15 protein-coding genes are annotated in these 18,568 nt (G+C 39.6%); 9 read left to right on the top strand and 6 right to left on the bottom strand.

The annotated features are described in order from the left end of the window. The first annotated feature begins 3 nt into the window (after positions 1 to 3). Together QF004_RS12340 and QF004_RS12335 are read left to right on the top strand one after the other, a co-directional pair. On the top strand, positions 4 to 705 hold the full coding sequence (locus tag QF004_RS12340) for a hypothetical protein (RefSeq protein ID WP_307426771.1): 702 nt from the start codon (positions 4 to 6) through the stop codon (positions 703 to 705). A gap of 18 nt (positions 706 to 723) precedes the next feature. Continuing rightward, positions 724 to 1,611 carry an urea transporter gene (locus QF004_RS12335; protein ID WP_307426768.1) on the top strand — a complete coding sequence of 296 codons (888 nt, stop codon included), beginning with the start codon at positions 724 to 726 and terminating at the stop codon, positions 1,609 to 1,611. A 384-nt stretch (positions 1,612 to 1,995) separates the two neighbouring features. On the opposite strand, the gene QF004_RS12330 is transcribed toward QF004_RS12335, so the two are convergent. Next, complete coding sequence (locus tag QF004_RS12330; protein ID WP_133439879.1) at positions 1,996 to 3,423, bottom strand: OmpA family protein; 1,428 nt, start codon at positions 3,421 to 3,423, stop codon at positions 1,996 to 1,998. Positions 3,424 to 4,571: 1,148 nt separating this feature from the next. On the opposite strand from QF004_RS12330, the gene QF004_RS12325 reads away from it, so the two are divergent. From QF004_RS12325 to QF004_RS12300, 6 genes are read left to right on the top strand one after another with little or no spacing between them, the layout of a single operon-like run. Beyond that, on the top strand, positions 4,572 to 5,696 hold the full coding sequence (locus QF004_RS12325) for a hybrid sensor histidine kinase/response regulator (RefSeq protein ID WP_133439878.1): 1,125 nt from the start codon (positions 4,572 to 4,574) through the stop codon (positions 5,694 to 5,696). Between the two features lie 6 nt (positions 5,697 to 5,702). Next, the gene (locus tag QF004_RS12320; RefSeq protein ID WP_307426762.1) at positions 5,703 to 9,284 is read left to right on the top strand and encodes a response regulator; all 3,582 of its coding nucleotides are present in this window, start codon (positions 5,703 to 5,705) and stop codon (positions 9,282 to 9,284) included. 11 nt (positions 9,285 to 9,295) lie between these two features. Continuing rightward, entirely contained in the window at positions 9,296 to 9,670 is a 375-nt protein-coding gene (locus QF004_RS12315) for a response regulator (protein ID WP_307426759.1), read from the top strand. A 5-nt stretch (positions 9,671 to 9,675) separates the two neighbouring features. Then, the gene (locus QF004_RS12310; RefSeq protein ID WP_307426755.1) at positions 9,676 to 10,494 is read left to right on the top strand and encodes a protein-glutamate O-methyltransferase CheR; all 819 of its coding nucleotides are present in this window, start codon (positions 9,676 to 9,678) and stop codon (positions 10,492 to 10,494) included. Between the two features lies 1 nt (position 10,495). Continuing rightward, positions 10,496 to 11,062 (top strand): chemotaxis protein CheB, encoded by a 567-nt coding sequence (locus QF004_RS12305; RefSeq protein WP_133439874.1) that lies wholly within the window; start codon positions 10,496 to 10,498, stop codon positions 11,060 to 11,062. After that, on the top strand, positions 11,059 to 11,445 hold the full coding sequence (locus tag QF004_RS12300; protein ID WP_133439873.1) for a response regulator: 387 nt from the start codon (positions 11,059 to 11,061) through the stop codon (positions 11,443 to 11,445). The genes QF004_RS12305 and QF004_RS12300 overlap by 4 nt, the downstream gene beginning before the upstream one ends. A 231-nt stretch (positions 11,446 to 11,676) precedes the next feature. On the opposite strand, the gene QF004_RS12295 is transcribed toward QF004_RS12300, so the two are convergent. Both QF004_RS12295 and QF004_RS12290 read right to left on the bottom strand, forming a co-directional pair. Beyond that, the gene (locus tag QF004_RS12295; protein WP_307426750.1) at positions 11,677 to 11,967 is read right to left on the bottom strand and encodes a hypothetical protein; all 291 of its coding nucleotides are present in this window, start codon (positions 11,965 to 11,967) and stop codon (positions 11,677 to 11,679) included. Positions 11,968 to 12,213: 246 nt separating this feature from the next. After that, a complete protein-coding gene (locus tag QF004_RS12290; RefSeq protein WP_133439871.1) occupies positions 12,214 to 12,789 on the bottom strand; it encodes a hypothetical protein in 576 nt (191 codons plus the stop codon). Between the two features lie 830 nt (positions 12,790 to 13,619). Here QF004_RS12290 and QF004_RS12285 point away from each other — a divergent pair. Beyond that, positions 13,620 to 14,978: a PQQ-dependent sugar dehydrogenase gene (locus QF004_RS12285; RefSeq protein ID WP_133439870.1), complete on the top strand. Its 1,359-nt coding sequence runs from the start codon at positions 13,620 to 13,622 to the stop codon at positions 14,976 to 14,978. Positions 14,979 to 15,682: 704 nt separating this feature from the next. Here the strand turns inward: QF004_RS12285 and QF004_RS12280 are convergent. From QF004_RS12280 to QF004_RS12270, 3 genes are all read right to left on the bottom strand, one after another. After that, entirely contained in the window at positions 15,683 to 16,027 is a 345-nt protein-coding gene (locus tag QF004_RS12280) for a hypothetical protein (protein WP_307426745.1), read from the bottom strand. A gap of 782 nt (positions 16,028 to 16,809) precedes the next feature. Further along, positions 16,810 to 17,517 carry a hypothetical protein gene (locus QF004_RS12275; protein WP_133439830.1) on the bottom strand — a complete coding sequence of 236 codons (708 nt, stop codon included), beginning with the start codon at positions 17,515 to 17,517 and terminating at the stop codon, positions 16,810 to 16,812. Between the two features lie 256 nt (positions 17,518 to 17,773). After that, positions 17,774 to 18,325: an RDD family protein gene (locus QF004_RS12270; protein WP_307426739.1), complete on the bottom strand. Its 552-nt coding sequence runs from the start codon at positions 18,323 to 18,325 to the stop codon at positions 17,774 to 17,776. Positions 18,326 to 18,568 lie beyond the last annotated feature (243 nt).

Below are 18,568 nucleotides of genomic sequence, written 5' to 3'. Positions count from 1 at the left end.
AAAATGAATACAGCTTTGTGGGCATTGGCTTTGAGCGCGGCGTCTATCAGTTTCATCCATACTGCTTCAGGTCCGGATCATTACCTGCCCTTCATCGTTCTTTCGAAATCGAAAAAATGGAGCAAAAGCAAAACCGTTCTTCTGACGGTTGTATGCGGCTTTGGGCATGTTTTGAGCTCACTGATGATCGGTGCAGTCGGATTATTTTTAGGCTGGCAAATGACCCGTTTTGCATGGTTTCAGGACATTCGCGGCAATCTCTCGGGATGGGCGCTTTTGATCTTCGGCATCGCTTATCTGGCTTATGGATTTCATCAGGCGCTAAGGAATAAACCGCACAAACATTTTGATGTCATGGGCGAAGAAGTATATGTTTTCGAACACAGCCATGGCGAAATGGTACGGCCGCAAAGCCGCATAAAAGTAACACCGCTCGTCCTTTTCATGATTTTCGTGATGGGTCCGAGCGAGCCGCTTACGCCACTGCTTTTCTATTCGGGGATGAACCGTTCCGTACCGGAAATTCTGGCACTGGTAATTCCCTTTTCTCTGACCACGGTCGCCACGATGCTCGGAATGGTGCTGTTGGGCAGATACGGCCTGACCACCCTTTTTAATTCTGAAAAATTTGAAAAATACATGGGACTCGTCAGTGGCGCTGTCATCACCCTTTGTGGAATAGGTATGGTTTTTTTTGGCTGGTAAAATTTAAACTAAATAGAGATGAAAAAAGTTTTCGAAAAAGTACCTTTTGTAGATCAGGTTCTGAAAGGAGTGGGACAAATTATGCTGCAGGAAAACAGTTGGACCGGCGTGCTTTTCCTCATCGGGATCTTTTTGGGAAGCTGGCAGTGTGGTCTCGCTGCAGTAGTGGCAGGTGCGTCTGGAACACTCACCGCCAAATTTCTAAAATATGATCAGAAAGAAATAAATGCCGGAATGTACGGGTTCAGCGCGTCTTTGGTGGGAGTTGCGCTGGCTTTCCTCTTTCAGGCAACGGTGTTGATATGGGTATTAATTATTGTGGGTTCAGTACTAGCGGCAATATTCCAAAACTTTTTTATCGCAAGGAAACTCCGCGCATTTTCATTCCCATTCATTGTTATCAGTTGGGTATTTGTTTATAGCCTGCAACATTATACACAAATACCGCCTTCAGATTTAATGTCTGTAAAATTCGAAGACTCAAAATTCATTGATGTGTTCACCGCGATCCAGGGTTTTGGTGAAGTAATCTTCCAAGGGAGCCCTCTATCCGGATTTTTATTTTTCCTGGGTGTTTTTATCGGTTCGCCTGTTGCGGCCCTGTACGGTCTGGCGGGCTCGTTATTGAGTGCCTACATTTCGCAGCTTAATGGGGAGGCGCTCGAACATGTGCACATGGGGCTTTTCGGGTTCAATGCTGTTCTGTCTGCCATCTTTTTTTCCGGGCATAAAAAGATTGATGGATTATGGGTACTCATCGCGGTTGTTATTACGGCCGTATTAAATGATTTAATAGTTGATTACAAGATTTTAGATGCATTCGGCGGCGTATTTACTTTCCCTTTTGTTGCAACAACCTGGCTGACCTTACTGCTGAAAAAAGTGGTTTTGAAAAAATCAGTGTAGAGCATGATTAAATTTAAAAATAAAAACACAGGAGTTAAAAGAACAACAGGATGAGGAAAAACTCCTAACGTTCAATATCAACAATTGTCAAAAATTTGGTATTCTTCTTTTATTGCTGCTTTACGACGGAGTTATGTTAAGAAAAAAAAGTGATATGGATAATGATTGTTATTAAACTTATCACAGGCGATTAAAGTTGAAAAATGTATATTTTTATTAAATAGAAAGAGATATCTATATTCATGATGAGGGTTCTGGTGCCCAATGCATCTTCTGTGCAATATCATTGCGAGCGTACCGAAGTAAACCCGTCAACAGCAGCATCTGAAAACGAAAAAAGCCACAATTAAGTGGCTTTCTTTAGAATCTTAAAACTTAAGAATATTATTTTGCTTCAAAATAAACTCTTCTGTTCGCTCTGTTTTTCCATTCCGGACATTTGCTCGCTGGGTTACATTCCGGATATTTAAGGTTGGTTTCACCTCTTCCTATCGCGTCGATTTTACCTGAACTTACGCCATTTTGGATTAAATAATTTTTTACGGTATTCGCTCTTCTTTCAGAAAGTCTCTGATTATAAACAGCTGTTCCTGTAGTATCCGCTCCACCAATCACATTGTATGCTCCTGCAGAGGAATTAATATAGTTAGCCGCATTGTTAAGGATTGGGGTATTTGAAGGCAAAATCCTGTCAGAATTAAAATCGAATTCAATTCCTTCCAATACTCTGGTGTTATCTCCCACTACAGAAGTGGAATTCGTAGGGCAACCGTTGTTTTCAACAGGTCCAGGAACGGTAACACACTTGTCATACAAATCAATAACGCCGTCTAAATCAACATCTAAAGCAACACCGGCACCATCAACTCTTGCTCCCTGAGGAGTATCTAACTGTCTGTCCCAGTCATCACAAACTCCGTCATTGTCAGCATCACCTGATTTACAAACTTCGATATCCTGGCTTTTTGCAGCCAAAACATCCGCTCTGTAATACATTTCCTGTAATGGATCATGCCAGAATACATGGGATTCGTGTTTGCCCAAATTCAAGGTCGCCCCTAAAGTAAGGTTAATGAAGTTATCAGAATTACTACCACCCTTGGTGCGTGCACCGTCGAAAGTGTCGTCTCCTGTATAGACATACATTCCTCTTGCTTCAAGATCCAGTGAACGGGAAGCACGGTATTTTAAACCTGCACCACCCTGGCCGAATATACTGCCTGCTTTAAATGGTTTGATTTCGGTAACCAACTGTTGGTTATAAGAAGCTCCTGCGTTTTGTCTGTACGCTCTGTAAGCTAAAGTTCCTACACCTGCATACCCGTGCAAAGCCCATCTGTACGGAGACTTGTTATCAACTCTTCTCAAAAGGTTTGAAAAGTTCAAATCACCTAAAATTGAAATGGCATCATACTGTGTTCTTCCAGCATCACCATTGGGAGAAGCTACATGGTCTTTGGTATTTACAGCTCCCTGTCTTGTTTCTCCTTTGTCGTACTGTAACTTAAGACCGAAAGCATGCGAAATCGCTTTATCTACACTCAGATAACCAGACCATCCGATAAGGTTTTGACCTGCTCCAAACTCTTTAAGGGAGTTTAAATCGGCTGAATGCATCAATGGAATACCTGCCCCCGCTGAGATAGCCCAGTCATTGAATCTCTTTGATTCCTGAGTAAAAGGTGAAACATTTGCAGACCCGGAGGTATACGAATTGGGATAACTACCTGTAGAACTCTTTATCGAATCCTGTGCAAATACGGCTGTAGGTAAAATTACCGCTACTGCCAAACTTGTTAAATTTAATCTCATATTACAATTATTTATTAATTTCTATTTTACTGCCCTTTTAAAGATCCTAGCTTTAAAGTTCCAGTCGCGTAACCCTCTTCCAACTTCTATGCCAATTTATGTTAAAAAATTAAAAAAATTCATAACAAGATCTTCTACAAAGGCGCAGGGGACATTGAAGTAAAAGAGAAAACAGCAGCATCTCCTCCAACATGCAGAGGCTTCCGGCACTGTGTAAGAGGCAGCTCAGAACGAACCGGCAGAACCGTAAGCATCCATTTCGCAAGACGCCTGGTCAATCCCAAATGTTTTGTCTGTGAGAAGTTGAAAAGATCAAAAAAAGAAAAAAAGCTAAGGTTTATTGAACGGCGCTCCCGTCCGGCAGCTTTTTACAAAAAACCCGTAAAGCAAGTCTGTTACTGAAATACTGTTAAAAGCAAAGCAGAAAACAGCGGATATTGGACTATTTTAAAAATCATGTACTCCTTTAGCACATAAGCACCATTTTAAAGTTTGGCAAGACCGTTGCTGAAGAAGAATTTTAAAATCGGCGGATTAAAGATAAAATTCATCATATCCACCAGAATCCTGTTAAAGTAAAGATTGTTTCTGAACCGGAGCATTAGTAGCTCAGCAGTGCAAGAAATTATACAGATTTAGATTATCTGGTGATTGTTAAAATATTCAAAATATTGCTTCACCAATTTTTCATTTTGTTACAGCTTATTAATATAAAAGTGAAAATAAATTAGAACAGTATTTTTCTCATAGCCTCATCTTTTGGTTTTCTAATTTGTTCGGTAAGGACTTCATTTATTGATGATTTAATGTCGCTGTATCTCTATATTAAAACATTATTATTAAATCTAATATAATAAAAGTATTTGCATTTTCTTGGAATCTAAAATACAGATACCTTTCCAGTCCCAGTAACGGTTTGCCATAAAAAGAAAAAAAGCAGGCGGTCTAAAAAGTTACCTTTATTACTTTTTTGGCATTCTCTTTCTAAATTTTCTCTGTGGCTCCTTTGGTTCAAGTATTTTTTATCATTTCTTAACAGGCTCTAAATAAAGAGCCGCTCCTTCACCGACTCTTTCCTATTGTCAAAAGATTCAAAATTCTTATATTTGGAAACTTTTGCATTAAATTTTTAACACAAATATTAAAAAATGATCCTGATTGTAGATGATGCTCCCGAAAATATAATCTCCTTAAAAAAAGTACTCGAAAAAAACGGTTTTGAGGTGGATACCGCATCATCCGGCGAAGAGGCCCTGAAAAAGATCCTTAAAAAATCGTATGTCCTGATTATTCTTGACGTTCAGATGCCTGGAATGGACGGTTTTGAAGTGGCCGAAACCATCTCCGGTTACAGCAGAGCCAAAGAAACCGCCATCATCTTTCTTTCCGCCGCCAGCGCCAATCTCAACCTCATCACCCGCGGCTATTCTTCCGGCGGGCTCGATTATATCAGCAAACCGGTTGATATGAATATTTTATTACTCAAGGTGAAAACATTTTACCGGATCTATGAGCAAAGCCGTGCGCTGAACGAAATGCAGAAAACGCTGCGCGAAGAAATTGAGTTCAGAAAAGAGGCAGAACGCAAAAAAGATGAGTTTATCAGCATTGCCAGCCACGAACTGAAAACGCCCATGACCAGCATCAAGGGATACATCCAGCTCTTGGAACGGAGTTTGGATAAAAACGACATCGAAACAATAAGAACCAGGCTTCATAAAGTACAGAACCAGGTTGAAAAATTAAACCTGCTCATTGCAGACCTGCTGGATATTTCAAAAATTGAAAGCGGAAAGCTAAAGTTTAACAAAAAATATTTTTGCTTCGACCATCTGTTTGGCCATATTACTGAAATCATGCAGCAGTCCAATCCTCAGATCAAAATCATCAAGAAAGGACATGACGTAGGAAATGTGTACGGTGATGAAATGCGCATCGAACAGGTAATGGTGAATTTCATTACCAATGCGATTAAATATTCGCCCGATACCGAAGAAATCCACCTCAGCGCCATGATGCAGGGGGATGATGTTTACTTCTCGGTGCGGGATTTTGGCATTGGGATGTCAGAGGAGCATCAGCAGAAAATCTTCGATAAATTTTACCGGATCGAGGAAACCTCAGAACGGTTCCAGGGACTGGGAATCGGGCTTTACATCTGCCGGGAAATCATAGAAAGACATCAAGGAACCGTGGGCGTTCACAGTAAACCCGGGGAAGGATCGGAATTCTACTTCACTATACCGGCAAATCCTGAAGGAAAAAACCAATAATTTACAATGATGAATTTTAAAAATAATCTTCTGTATGGACTGGGGCTGTCTCTGCTCCTTTTATTCATAAGTTCCATGGCTTCATTTATCAGTATTAAAAATCTGATAGACAGTGCTTCGATGGTAAAAAACAGCAACCGGATCATTCAGGATCTGGACCATGTTTTTTCTCTGGTAAAAGATGCCGAAACCGGTCAGCGCGGCTATTTATTAAGCGGCGACGAGCGTTTTCTGGAGCCCTATAACAATGCAAAGGAAAAAATATCAGAAGGCATCAATGCATTATCCGCTGAAGTGACCAATACCAACAGACAAACCAAAAATCTCGAAAAACTAGAGAGCAGTATTATCACGCGGGTTGATATTCTGGACCGGAATCTTAACCACAAAAAAGAAAACAAAGAGGTAACCCCTGAGCAGCTCCTCAGCGGAAAAAAATACATGGATGAAATCCGAAGTATCGTAACCGTTATGCAGAAAGAGGAACAGGCCATTCTGAAATCCCGCACGGAAATTATGGATAAGTTTGCCTCCTACACGCCGTGGCTGATTATTGTTTCCGCCATTCTGGCCATCACCATTACGCTTGTTTTTTACCGCAAAGTTCTGCAGGACTTCAACGAAAAAACAAAACTCACGCAGGAGCTTGAAAAAAAGAATGACGAAACAGAAAACCGCCTCATCGCCATCGAAAAAGTAGCGGCACAAATCTCCCGTGGCGATTATAATATCCTTTGGGATCAGAACGCTCAGGAAACCCTGGGCAGTGTCGCTGGACCGCTGAACCGGATGGCAGAATCACTGCAGAGTTCATTTAACACCCTGGCAGAAAAAGAATGGCTGAGTTCTACCATTGCGCATCTGAACGACCGCATGATGGGAAACAAAAGCATGGAAAAACTGGCCTCGAGTATTCTGGAAGAAGTTACAGCCAATACGCAAAGCCATGTGGCGGCGGTGTACCTGCAGGGCGAGGACAATCAGCTGCATCTTACCGGAAGTTACGCACTGGCAGACGCTACCGCCAGAAAACTCAAAATAGGCGAAGGCATTGCCGGAGAAGCCTTCCGTTCTGAAAAACAAATCATTGTAAAGGATATTCCGGATGATGCCATAACCATCAGTTTCGCCACCGGCAGTACGAAACCCAAAAATATCGTTGCACTCCCCATCACGCGGCACAATTTACCCCTTGGTGTAATCGAACTTGGCTCCATGCACGATTATTCCGCCCGGGAGCTTGAATTTCTCCGTTCTGTTGCCGGAAATATCGGTCTGGCCTTTTACAGTGCCCAGAGCCGGATCAAACTTCAGGAATTGCTGGAGGAAACGCAGGCACAGTCAGAAGAACTGCAGACCCAGCATTCAGAATTGGAAAACATTAATGCAGAACTGGAAGCGCAGTCTCAGAAGTTGTTGGCTTCCGAAGAAGAACTTAGGGTACAGCAGGAAGAACTCATGCAGAGCAACCAGGAACTTGAAGAAAGAACCGGCCTGCTTGAGGAGAAAAACGCGCTTATCGAACAGCGAAATACCGATATTCAGCAGAAATCAATTGAACTCGAACAAAGCACCAAATACAAATCTGAATTTCTGGCGAATATGTCGCACGAACTGCGAACCCCGCTTAATTCTATTTTACTGCTTTCCAAGTTGATGACGGAAAGTGATGACCTCGATGAGCAATATGTAGAATATGCAGAAGTGATGCAGAGCTCCGGTCAGGGACTGCTTATCCTCATCGATGAAATACTGGACCTCTCCAAGATAGAATCCGGCAAAATGACCCTGGAAATCAATGAGGTGCCTTTAGCAGAAATTACGGCGGATATGCAGATGCTGTTTAAGCCTATGGCCAAGGAAAAGAACCTGGCTTTAAACATCGAAACGGATGAAGAGGCTGCCAAAATTTTACACACCGACAAACTGCGTCTGGAGCAGATCCTTAAAAACCTTCTCTCCAATGCCATTAAATTTACCTCTGAAGGAAGCATTACGCTGCACGTTTCCAGTGACGAAAAGAAGGAGAAAGTATATTTCAAAGTCACCGACACGGGAATCGGGATACCGAAGGACAAAATCCGTATGGTTTTTGAAGCCTTCCAGCAGGCAGACGGTTCTACCCAGCGCAAATATGGCGGTACAGGCCTCGGTCTTTCCATCAGCCGCGAACTCGCCCGTCTGCTCGGGGGAGAAATACAGCTGCAGAGTACCGAAGGCCAGGGCAGCGAATTCACGCTCGTGGTACCGACCGATTATCAGGAAGGCGTGGCCTTACCCGCTCAGAAGCAGGAAGAAGCAACTCCGTATTTGGTTCAGGAAGCGGAAAAACTGCCGGAACGTTTTGTGACTGACCGAATTCCACAGCAGATTGAAGATGACCGCGATGATATTCAGCAAGGCGACAAAGTCATTCTCATCATTGAAGACGACACTGCTTTTGCTAAAATACTGCTGGACTTTTCAAGAACCAAAAACTACAAAGCCATTGTAGCGGTGCGCGGCGATGCCGGCATCGAAATGGCGCAGCATTTCAAGCCGCTGGCCATTCTGCTTGATATCCAGTTGCCGATTATGGACGGTTGGCAGGTGATGGAAGCCTTAAAATCCAATCCGGAAACCAAGCCGATTCCGGTACACATCATGTCTTCCATGAAATTCAAACAGGAAAGCCTGTTGAGAGGCGCGGTAGATTTCATCAACAAACCCTTTGCCTTGGAGCAGATGCAGGAAATTTTCAGCAAGCTGGAAAACGCGCTGAACCGGTCTCCTAAAAAAGTACTTATTGTAGAGGAAAATGAACAGCATGCCAAAGCCTTAAGCTATTTCCTAAGCGCCAATAATATCACGACCGACATCGCAAACAATGTATCCGACAGCATCGAATCCCTGCACAACCGTGAAATCGACTGTGTCATCCTGGACATGGGCGTGCCCGATAGAAACGCGTACGAAACCCTGGAAACCATTAAGCAAAACAAAGGGCTGGAGCAGCTTCCTATCATTGTATTCACAGGAAAAAATCTCTCTAAAGGGGAAGAAAACCGGATTAAGAAATATGCAGATTCCATTGTAGTAAAAACGGCTTACTCCTATCAGCGGATTCTCGATGAAGCAGGCCTGTTCCTTCATTTGGTAGAAGAAAAGAACAAGCAAAAACACGAAAGAATGTCAGGATTTGGAAATGAAGGCGAACTTCGGAACATCCTGAAAGACAAAACCGTGCTGATTGCCGACGATGACGTGAGAAATATTTTCTCGCTGACCAAGGCCCTCGAAATTCACGGGATGAAAGTCCTGCCTGCAATGGACGGTAAAGAAGCCCTGAAAGTACTGGAAAAAGAGCCCGGCATTGATGTGGTGCTGATGGATATGATGATGCCGGAAATGGACGGCTACGAAACCATCCGCGAAATCAGGTCCAGCGCTCAGTTCAGAAATCTGCCGGTTCTGGCAGTGACCTCGAAAGCCATGATGGGCGACCGCGAAAAATGCATCGCTGTAGGTGCGTCCGACTATATTTCAAAACCTGTGGATATCGATCAGTTGGTTTCTTTACTGAGAGTCTGGCTGTACGACAAAATCTAAAATTTCAATGTATGAAAAGCCAAAAGGAAATTCTTATCATCGACGATGACAGCAAAAACATCTTTGCACTGAACGCCGTTCTGAACGCAAAGAAATACCGGTGTGTTTCCGCACTGAGTGCCAGGCAGGGTTTTCAGCTGCTGTCCGATAATAAAAACATCGGCGTCGTGCTGATGGATATGATGATGCCGGAAATGGACGGTTATGAAGCCATCGGAAAAATGAAAAGCGACGAAGAACTGAAAGAAATTCCGGTAATTGCCATCACAGCACAGGCGATGACAGGAGACCGGGAAAAATGCCTTGAGGCCGGTGCCGACGGCTACCTCTCGAAGCCGGTGAACGTTGATGAACTGCTACAGGTACTCCAACAATTAATCCCATAAAAAAAGTGAAATCCGAACAAAGCGACGAAAACATGGAAACCCTGCTTTCCGATATACTGGAAATATACGGGTACGATTTTACAGGATACTCCAGAGCCTCGCTGAAGCGCCGTATGGTAAGACTTTACGAGCTGGACCGGTTTGTAAGTTTTGCAGAATACCGGTATAAAATAAGAACAGAACCGGGGTATTTCAAACGTTTTCTGGAACAGGTGACCATCAATGTCACCGAGATGTTCAGGGATCCTGCTTTCTATAAAACCCTCAGAACCGAAATCCTTCCCAAACTCGGCACCTACCCTTTCATCCGGATCTGGGTGGCAGGCTGCAGTACCGGGGAAGAAGCTTACTCTGTCGCGATCTTTCTCAAAGAAATGAACCTGCTCCATAAATCGCTGATCTATGCGACTGATATCAACAGTGCCGTTTTAGAAAATGCAGCACAGGCAATGATTCCGCTGAGCAAAATACAACTGTATACAGAAAATTACATGGCCGCAGGCGGCAGCGAAAATTTTTCAGATTATTACACGGCGAACTATTCGCTCGGGAAACTCAGCGATGACCTTAAATCAAAAATTATTTTTTCCACCCACAATCTGGTGACGGACCATTCTTTCAATGAATTCCAACTTATTCTGTGCCGCAACGTTCTCATTTATTTTGACAGACCGCTTCAGAACACGGTTTTCGAGCTCTTTGACAACAGCCTTGAAAAATTTGGTTATCTGGCTCTCGGCACCAAGGAAACGCTTGACTTCTCCACTGTATCGAAGAATTATGAAAGGCTGAAATCTGCCAAAATATGGCGCAAAATACATTAAAATGGAACCGTGTGAAGCATTAATGATCGGCGGATCGGCCGGCAGTCTGGAGGTTCTTATCAAAATATTGCCAGGGCTCGATCCTGCGCTTGCCTTTCCCATTATTATTGTGCTGCACCGCAAATCGGGCAAGGACAGCATCCTGACCCATATTCTAGCTTCAAAAACCCAGCTTAACGTAAAAGAGCTCGAAGAAAAAGAAAAAATAATACCCGGAACCCTCTACATTGCTCCGCCCGACTACCATGTACTCATCGAAAACGACAGAACCTTCTCATTGGATGCCTCTGAAAAAGTAAATTTTTCACGGCCTTCCATTGATGTAGCTTTTGAAAGTGCTGCGGAAGTATATGGAGAAAATTTGGTATGTTTGCTGCTTTCAGGTGCAAACAGTGACGGCACGGCGGGGCTGCAGAAAGTAAAAGAATACGGCGGCAAAGCGCTTATCCAAAATCCCTCGTCGGCAGTGGTGAGTTATATGCCCGAATATGCCCTGGAACATGTGACCATTGACGCGGTGCTGGATACCGGGGAAATGCCCAACTATATTAATAATTTAGGAAAATGACTGATAAAAATTCAATAAAAGAAACCAAAAAAGTGTTTATTTTCGATGACAATCTCGAAATTCTTGAACTGTGTACGGAAATTCTTGAAGATATCGGATGCGAAGTAAAAACCTCGCCCTCCACCAACAGCGTTGAACAGCAGGTTGCCGACTATATGCCGCATCTTATTCTGATGGATAACTGGCTGCCGGACATCAGCGGTATCGAAGCTACGCGTCTGCTGAAATCCAATGACGCCCTGAAAAACATTCCTGTCCTTTATTTTTCTGCCAACAGCAATATCAGTGCACTGGCGGAACAAGCCGGTGCTGATGATTATCTGGCAAAACCATTTGATCTCGACCTTTTTGAAACGACTGTAAAAAAATACACCGGCATCTGAAATCCACCGCTTTAAATACCGGCAGCTATCTCCTGTCCGCCGAAAAGAAAGCCCTCAGGAAAAGATGGGACAATCATTGGGTGCAGTAAAACATCACGGATTACCGCGACATCAGGATGCGAAAATATAACAGCTCAAAGCCGGGACTTTTATAAAAAAGTATTCTGTGTTGGAAGCTTCACGGATTACAAATTCGCGACATCAGGAAAATGGCGTTGTACTTTCAGTTTTTTAGCTTCCTGCAAAAGGGGTTCCAAATATTCCAACTGCAAGTTCTGTCCAAATGAGTATAAAAGCTAACAGTACAATACCGAAAAGGACGATTCTTCCTTTAGTGCTTCTGACCTTTCTTAGGACAAGTTCACAGAGCAATCCTGCTCCTAACAGTAGAACACTCATTATTATGAAGTCAAAAACTTCCCAGTCAACACCAGTGCTGAATTGCATTGCAATAAGCGGTACGAGTAGCAGTGCAGGCACTGCTAATATAATAAGCAAAAGCCTTTTGTTTTGTAGCGACATAATTATTAAATTTTTATTTGTTAGATGATAAATTAATTTACTGATTTTTCAATAAAATACAACCTAACCGTTACTGCGAAAACTCAACTGTTTTTCATGGCAGGGCGACTTTGGCTAACGGTTGGATATTTCTACAGACGGTATAAAAATACCAAAATTTCGACTTGCTAAAAAACTTAATTAATCGCTAAAATCATCGATGAAAACTTTATACGCGCATGTAGAAATAACTTATTAGCAGAAGTGTTATCTTCTTTCGAGCTTTTCAATATAAAGCTTATTTACCTTTGAGTTACTTTTTAATTTAAATAAACTAAATATTTTTGACGTTAATTCAATTTCTTTATCGGTGTTTGTTCCTTCATAACCACCAATTGAATAAATTCGATGATCTTTTAGCTGAATTACTGTATTTGTATTTGCACCATCAATTATGGGGTATTTTTTTTCATCCTCTTTAAAATCCTTTTCTTGGAAAGAAGTAATGATTTTTTGAATAGCTTTTATCTCGTCATTATTTAATTCCAAATATTCAGGTTCTAATTTTGGATTTTCATCGACAAATTTTTGATGTTCATCTCCTCTTCTTTTTAATTCCTCATCACTTGCGTTTTTAGGAGGCGGCGGCGGTGGAGGTATTAAATATTTTGATGGATTATAAAATAGCAGAGATTTGTTACTCAGATTAGCTATTATTTCAAAATGTTGAATAAAAGGAGGATAATAGCCAACTTTAATTAAATCTGCTTCGTTAGATTTAAGTTTGTTTTCACAACCTACTGAGGTAATAATTAAAAGAAAAACAGAAAGAAAATATTTCATACAGAATCTGGTTTTGACATTGCCGAACGTTTTGCAGCTTGCATAAGTGGCTGAACAATGAAGCCTATACTTCGATTGATCAGTGACTTTAGAAGTACGGAACCCGCTTTAAATTAAGCCCACAACCCGCCATTTTTGCAAACTGCTGTTATAGGCTGCACTTTTTCAATTTTTTTCCCAACTTTCACTTCTCATTAAAAATTCTGAATAGTCTATTTCGGTTATTTTACATTATTTACTTCAATTCCTTCTTCGGTTATTTTTCCGTTAAGTATTCTTTAGGAATTATTTTATTTTCATTTTTAGGCATCTGGATAGGGCAATAATCACAATCCATTTCTGTTCATTCAATTTTAGTTTGATATTATCTTTGATCAGTATTCCTTTAAAGTTGAAACTATCAAAAAATAATAAATTTTCATCTTTTCCTTTTCACGATTTTTGAGAATATAGCCTATACTCTCAAATATACGCATAATTTCAAATAGCGCAATAAACCATAGTATCTTAAAAAAAAACAGACAATTATTTTGAATCCCAATAGAAACTCTAATGAAATATTTAAAATACGCAGTTAGGAAATAACGGTCCAGTTGAAAATAACACACGATCCTGTAATGCCTTTACTTTGAGTTTAATAAAGATATAAAACAATATCCATCACCTGACTGTTTCGCTTAAAGCAAAAATGCAGACTCTCCTCAGGATTTTACAAAAAAGCTTCAAAATCAGAGAATTCTGAGAGCGGGGGAATTCCCAATAAATCATAATTAATATTTAATTTATAAAAATTATGGCTAACTTCACAAGACCTTAAAAACCAACTTATTATGAAAAAAATACTCCTTCTGTCAGGAATTCTTTCTGCAGCATTATTCTCTTCACAGAATATTGTACTTGCCGAATTTGCCTCAGGATTAACAAGTCCTGTTGAGATCGTAAATGCCAATGACAACAGACTTTTTGTTGTTCAGCAGAACGGCATCATCCAAATTATTCAGCCAAACGGAACAGTCAATTCCACTGCATTTCTGAACATCAGCACGAAAATAACGTTCAACGGAGAAAGAGGACTTCTGGGGCTGGCTTTTCATCCCCAGTATGCCACCAACGGCTATTTCTTCGTTTTTTACAACAACACTGCCGGCAATATCACCGTTGCAAGATATTCGGTGAATTCTGCAGATCCGAATACAGCAGATCCTACTTCTGAAAAAACAGTACTCAACATCACGAAACCTTTTGAAAACCACAACGGCGGCAGCATTCATTTTGCGCCAGACGGGAAACTATGGATTTCTACAGGCGACGGCGGAAGTGCGGGAGACCCCAATAACAACAGCCAAAACAAAAATTCGCTGTTGGGAAAAATACTCAGAATTGATGTAAATTCTACCGCAGCATATACTATTCCACCGGATAATCCATTTGTGGGAATTGATGGTGCGGATGAAATCTGGTCTTATGGACTTAGAAACGCATGGAAGTTTTCTTTCGATTTAGCAACAGGAAATGCAATGATCGCCGATGTAGGGCAAAGTCAGACTGAAGAAATCAACAGAATGCCCATAACACAGGCCGGAATCAATTACGGATGGCGCTGCTACGAAGGAAACAGCGCTTACAATACCACCGGCTGTGCAAACTCTTCCACCATGACTTTTCCAATTGCAGTGTATAATCACACCGGTGGCAAATGCTCGATAACAGGAGGCTATGTTTACCGCGGAACTGCCTATCCGGCCTTAACTGGTAAATATATCTTTGCTGATTACTGTTCCACCCAAATCGGAATTTTAAATGCCGACAACTCCATTGTTTGGACCTCTGCATTTACAGGGAATAATTTTGCAACATTCGGAGAAGATTCAGGCAAAGAACTTTATGTAGCTGCCGTGAATAACGGCAAAATTTACAAAATAAGCACCACCACTCTGGCAACCGGAGAACACCCGCAAAATTCATTTAAGATTTATCCGAGTCCAGCTTCCGGAAAGATTTTTATTGATGGTTTAAAAACCAGGAATAACACTGCAGAAATCAATAATGCTGAAGGAAGAAAAGTTTTGGAAACCAAGGTTAAAGAGGATCAAAGCATCGATATTTCAACCTTAAAATCAGGAATCTATTTCATCACCATTTCATCTGATCATCTTAAAATTTATTCTCAGAAAGTAATCATTAAATAAGCTACTCTGTGCTGAAGTGAAGGTCGGGAAGTTTTCTAATTGCCAACTGTAGGTCACGAGCCGATTGTGTTTAATATTTGGCCCAAATACACTAAAAATACTGAGCCGATTAGAAAGATTAATCGGCTCAAACATTTTGAAATATTTTTCAGTGGTCTTTTTTAGAATATTTGATCTTTATCGAATACCACCTGAAAAAGTTTGATGTGCGATCGCCACACGAAAGGATTGGTGCGGCAGCGGTGGCAAACTACGGGATTTACAAGAAAGTTTACAAGTGAAAAGAACTGTTTTTGTACCTCAAAATTTGCTCAGGAAATGCCGGTGTTGTAAAGAAGGAAACTTGGCCACCATTGCGATTTTCGGAAAGATAGGACCGCCACAGGATTTTCTTGCCGTTTTCAATGCCTCGTTTGCAAAATAAACATTGTGGGTAAGGAATTAGTTTCCTGCAGCGAAAAAAAACGGAGAAAAACTCTCATTACGGCTACCAAACGCCACAAAAAAAGCAGTCCTTCTAAAAAACTGCTCTAATATCCTAAATTCTAAAAACGAAAACTCCATAGACCGCCAAAATGCTGTTGAAAAGCCACCGGAGTTGGAGTTTACCCTAAGGGTTCAACAGGCTTTCATTTCTTGTCTTGCAGACAAAACGAAAGCTTAGTTACTATGTGTGGTTTTTTTTCTACGTTATTTTTGAAATTTCACGCTTTATTTTTTGGAATGAATCTGTCCATAAATTCTCCAGTTCCTTTTGCATCGAGTCTTCCAACAATTACATTGTTTGAACTTGTAGAAAGTTCTATTCCTGGTCGTAAATGATAATGTTCTCTTTCTCCAATTGGTAAGTGTTTATCTTCCACAGATTCTTGGTCAAGTTCGGCGATTTCCAAAAGTAGTTTTGCAAGTGATTTTAGTCCTTTTGGAGTTCCACAAATTAAGATTTCATCCCACGTTGTATTCTCACCATCATTTTCGTCTTCATTATTAGAAACGAAAATGTCTAATTCTCCCTCAATTTCATTTCCTTTATTCACCTTAAATTTCATATCAATTTCTCTCTTTCAGCAGGTTTCTAAAATCACACATAACTCGTTTATATGTATGACAAAATCATATAAAGCCGCCCAAATCTGGGTGTATTTGTATGACTATAGTGATACATTATTATTAAACCAAATATAGCAAAGTATTTGCATTTTATTGTACTCTAAAAATACAAACAACTTTTCAATCCCAATTACGGTTTCCCCTAAAAACAAAAAATCCCAACTCCCATTAGGATTATTCATCAATTTTATATATTTCTATATCGAAAATAGTCACGGATTGCAATTCCGCGAGATATTTTCACCCTTTCTATCAAAAAACTCACTGATTATCATTTGTGTTTCTATTTTTGTTAAAACGAATTCTATGAAAACTGTAAAAATCTACAATGTTATCGCAGTAATAATCATCCTACTGCTTGTTATTTGGGTAAAACAACTTCGAAATGATTTGCAGAAAACTCAAGATCTTCTTAATCAATGTTCCGAACGATACTACAAAGAAGTCAATAAGGAAAAATCATATCAACATTCCAGAGACTTATTCCCTTATTAGTTTACGCTCATTTTATCATCAAAAAATTTAATCTGGAACTTGTGCTTAAAGCATCTGTCTTCAAACCGTATAAATCAGAAAAAACCGTATCTCATTAATTTATGAGGAATGTAATTATTGTGGCTCAAAGTCGGAGACTTTGCGCAGCAGGGAGGTTCCGTTCAACGGACTTTCATTTCTTGTCTTGCAGACAAAACGAAAGCTTAGTTATTATCTGCAGGTTTTTTTATTTGTTACTTAGTTCTTTTCGTAATTTTTTATCTAGTGATGAAGGTAGGAATAATCTTTCCATTTTTGAAAATCGATAAAGAGGAGAAACATCCTTGTTTTTGAGTGAAATATCGAATGCTATTTCTTGGATCTTATTGAGATTATTTAAAAAGTACAAGTCATTAATTGGTGTGGAAGGACCACTAATTGATCCAGTAATTGATAGAGTTTTCAAGTTTGTTAATTCTCTAAGAGTTGTAAAATCAAAAACCGCTTTAAAATTTTCAAGTTCTAAATGATCTAGTTTTTTTAATGCTTCAAATCCTTCTAATGAAGTAATTCTTGGGTTACTACCAAAATATAAATGCTCTAAATTCTCAAGATTTTTAATGTTGGAAGTATTGTCAATTTTCCCCCATTTTACGTAAAGACCTTTTAGATTTTTCATTTTACAGATAGAATCAAAAAACTCCTGATCTATTTGATGAGTTGTCATCAAATATTCGACATCATAAAGTAGCGGAAGTGCATTAATCCAATGATTACGTATTTCTTTTTTTTCTTTGCTTGACATCGAATAATATTCAGGATTTAAAGTCGAAGTATCAACAATTAATATTTTAGTGTCAAATATTCTTGAGTCGTCATAACGAAAAGAATTTCCTGTCCAAAAATTAAAGTTAAAATTCCAAAATCCGAATTTTAATTTTATAGAATCACTCATAAAAATTTTGCTAAATAATTAAAATTCATTTTGATATGGGTTTTAATAAACTTCTGACTAACGTTAAATTATTCTATTGATAATCATCCGGTTATGATTTTAATGTCTTTGTCAGTCAAACCAAATTTAGTAATTTGTTTTTGAATCCTTTTCACTACACCTAGTTTTCGTTTTTTATCTAAAATATTGTTGAACTCTCAGCTAAGCCTTAGGTTCAACGGGCTTTCATTTCTTGTCTTGCAGACAAAACGAAAGCTTAGTTATTATGCGGCGTTTTTTTATCTAATAAGTCTTTTATTTTAAAATAAATGTTTTCTTTTATGACGTAAGTTTGACAAAATTTATTATTTAACTGCATATTAAAGTGCATTCCAGTTGCCCAAACTCCGGCTCTGTCTTGAATATCGTAAAAACTTGGAAATAAATTGATCAAACATAAGAAATTACGTTTTAAAGATTTTATAAACTCTGGGTACCTCGCATAATCATCAACTACTTTTAATTTAAAAATTTTCTTTCCTAGCGTTTGTCCAGTTTTCCACTCTAATATTGAATTTAAAATTATAATAATTGGAATAGAATAAATAAAACTTAAAAAAATATTTTGATGAAGTAAGAACCTTACGATTAAAAAAGCAGGTATTATGTCGATAATCTTCGCAAAAAATCTGATAGAATAAATTTCATTAGAATGTGTGGCAAAATCGAAATCGTAATCAAATTCTTGATAAATTCTATGTCCAAATTCATCAAAATTTTGAGTAGGTCTGTGAATCGTTTTGTTTTGTTTTAATTCGGAAATTTTCAATTTAGCGTTGCTTTATAAAATGTCGCATAACGTTTTGCGGCTTTGCGATGGTGCGGCGTAAAAATGCCAAATCTTTCTATTATAAACTAATCTTCGGAAAATCTAAAATAGTTAAACTTGTGAAAATCCCGCACTATTGCAAAACCGCTGTTCAAGCAACACCTTCGGTGAGCGGTAACTGCTTTTCAAAAATAGTCTATTTATTGTAAAATCTCAACTTTACCTTTCATTTAAAAATTTATA

The organism is Chryseobacterium sp. MDT2-18 (assembly GCF_030815285.1).
GTDB lineage: Bacteria > Bacteroidota > Bacteroidia > Flavobacteriales > Weeksellaceae > Kaistella > Kaistella salivictor.
Note: the sequence above shows the minus strand (reverse complement) of the source record. Positions and strands in the feature narration are given on the sequence as shown.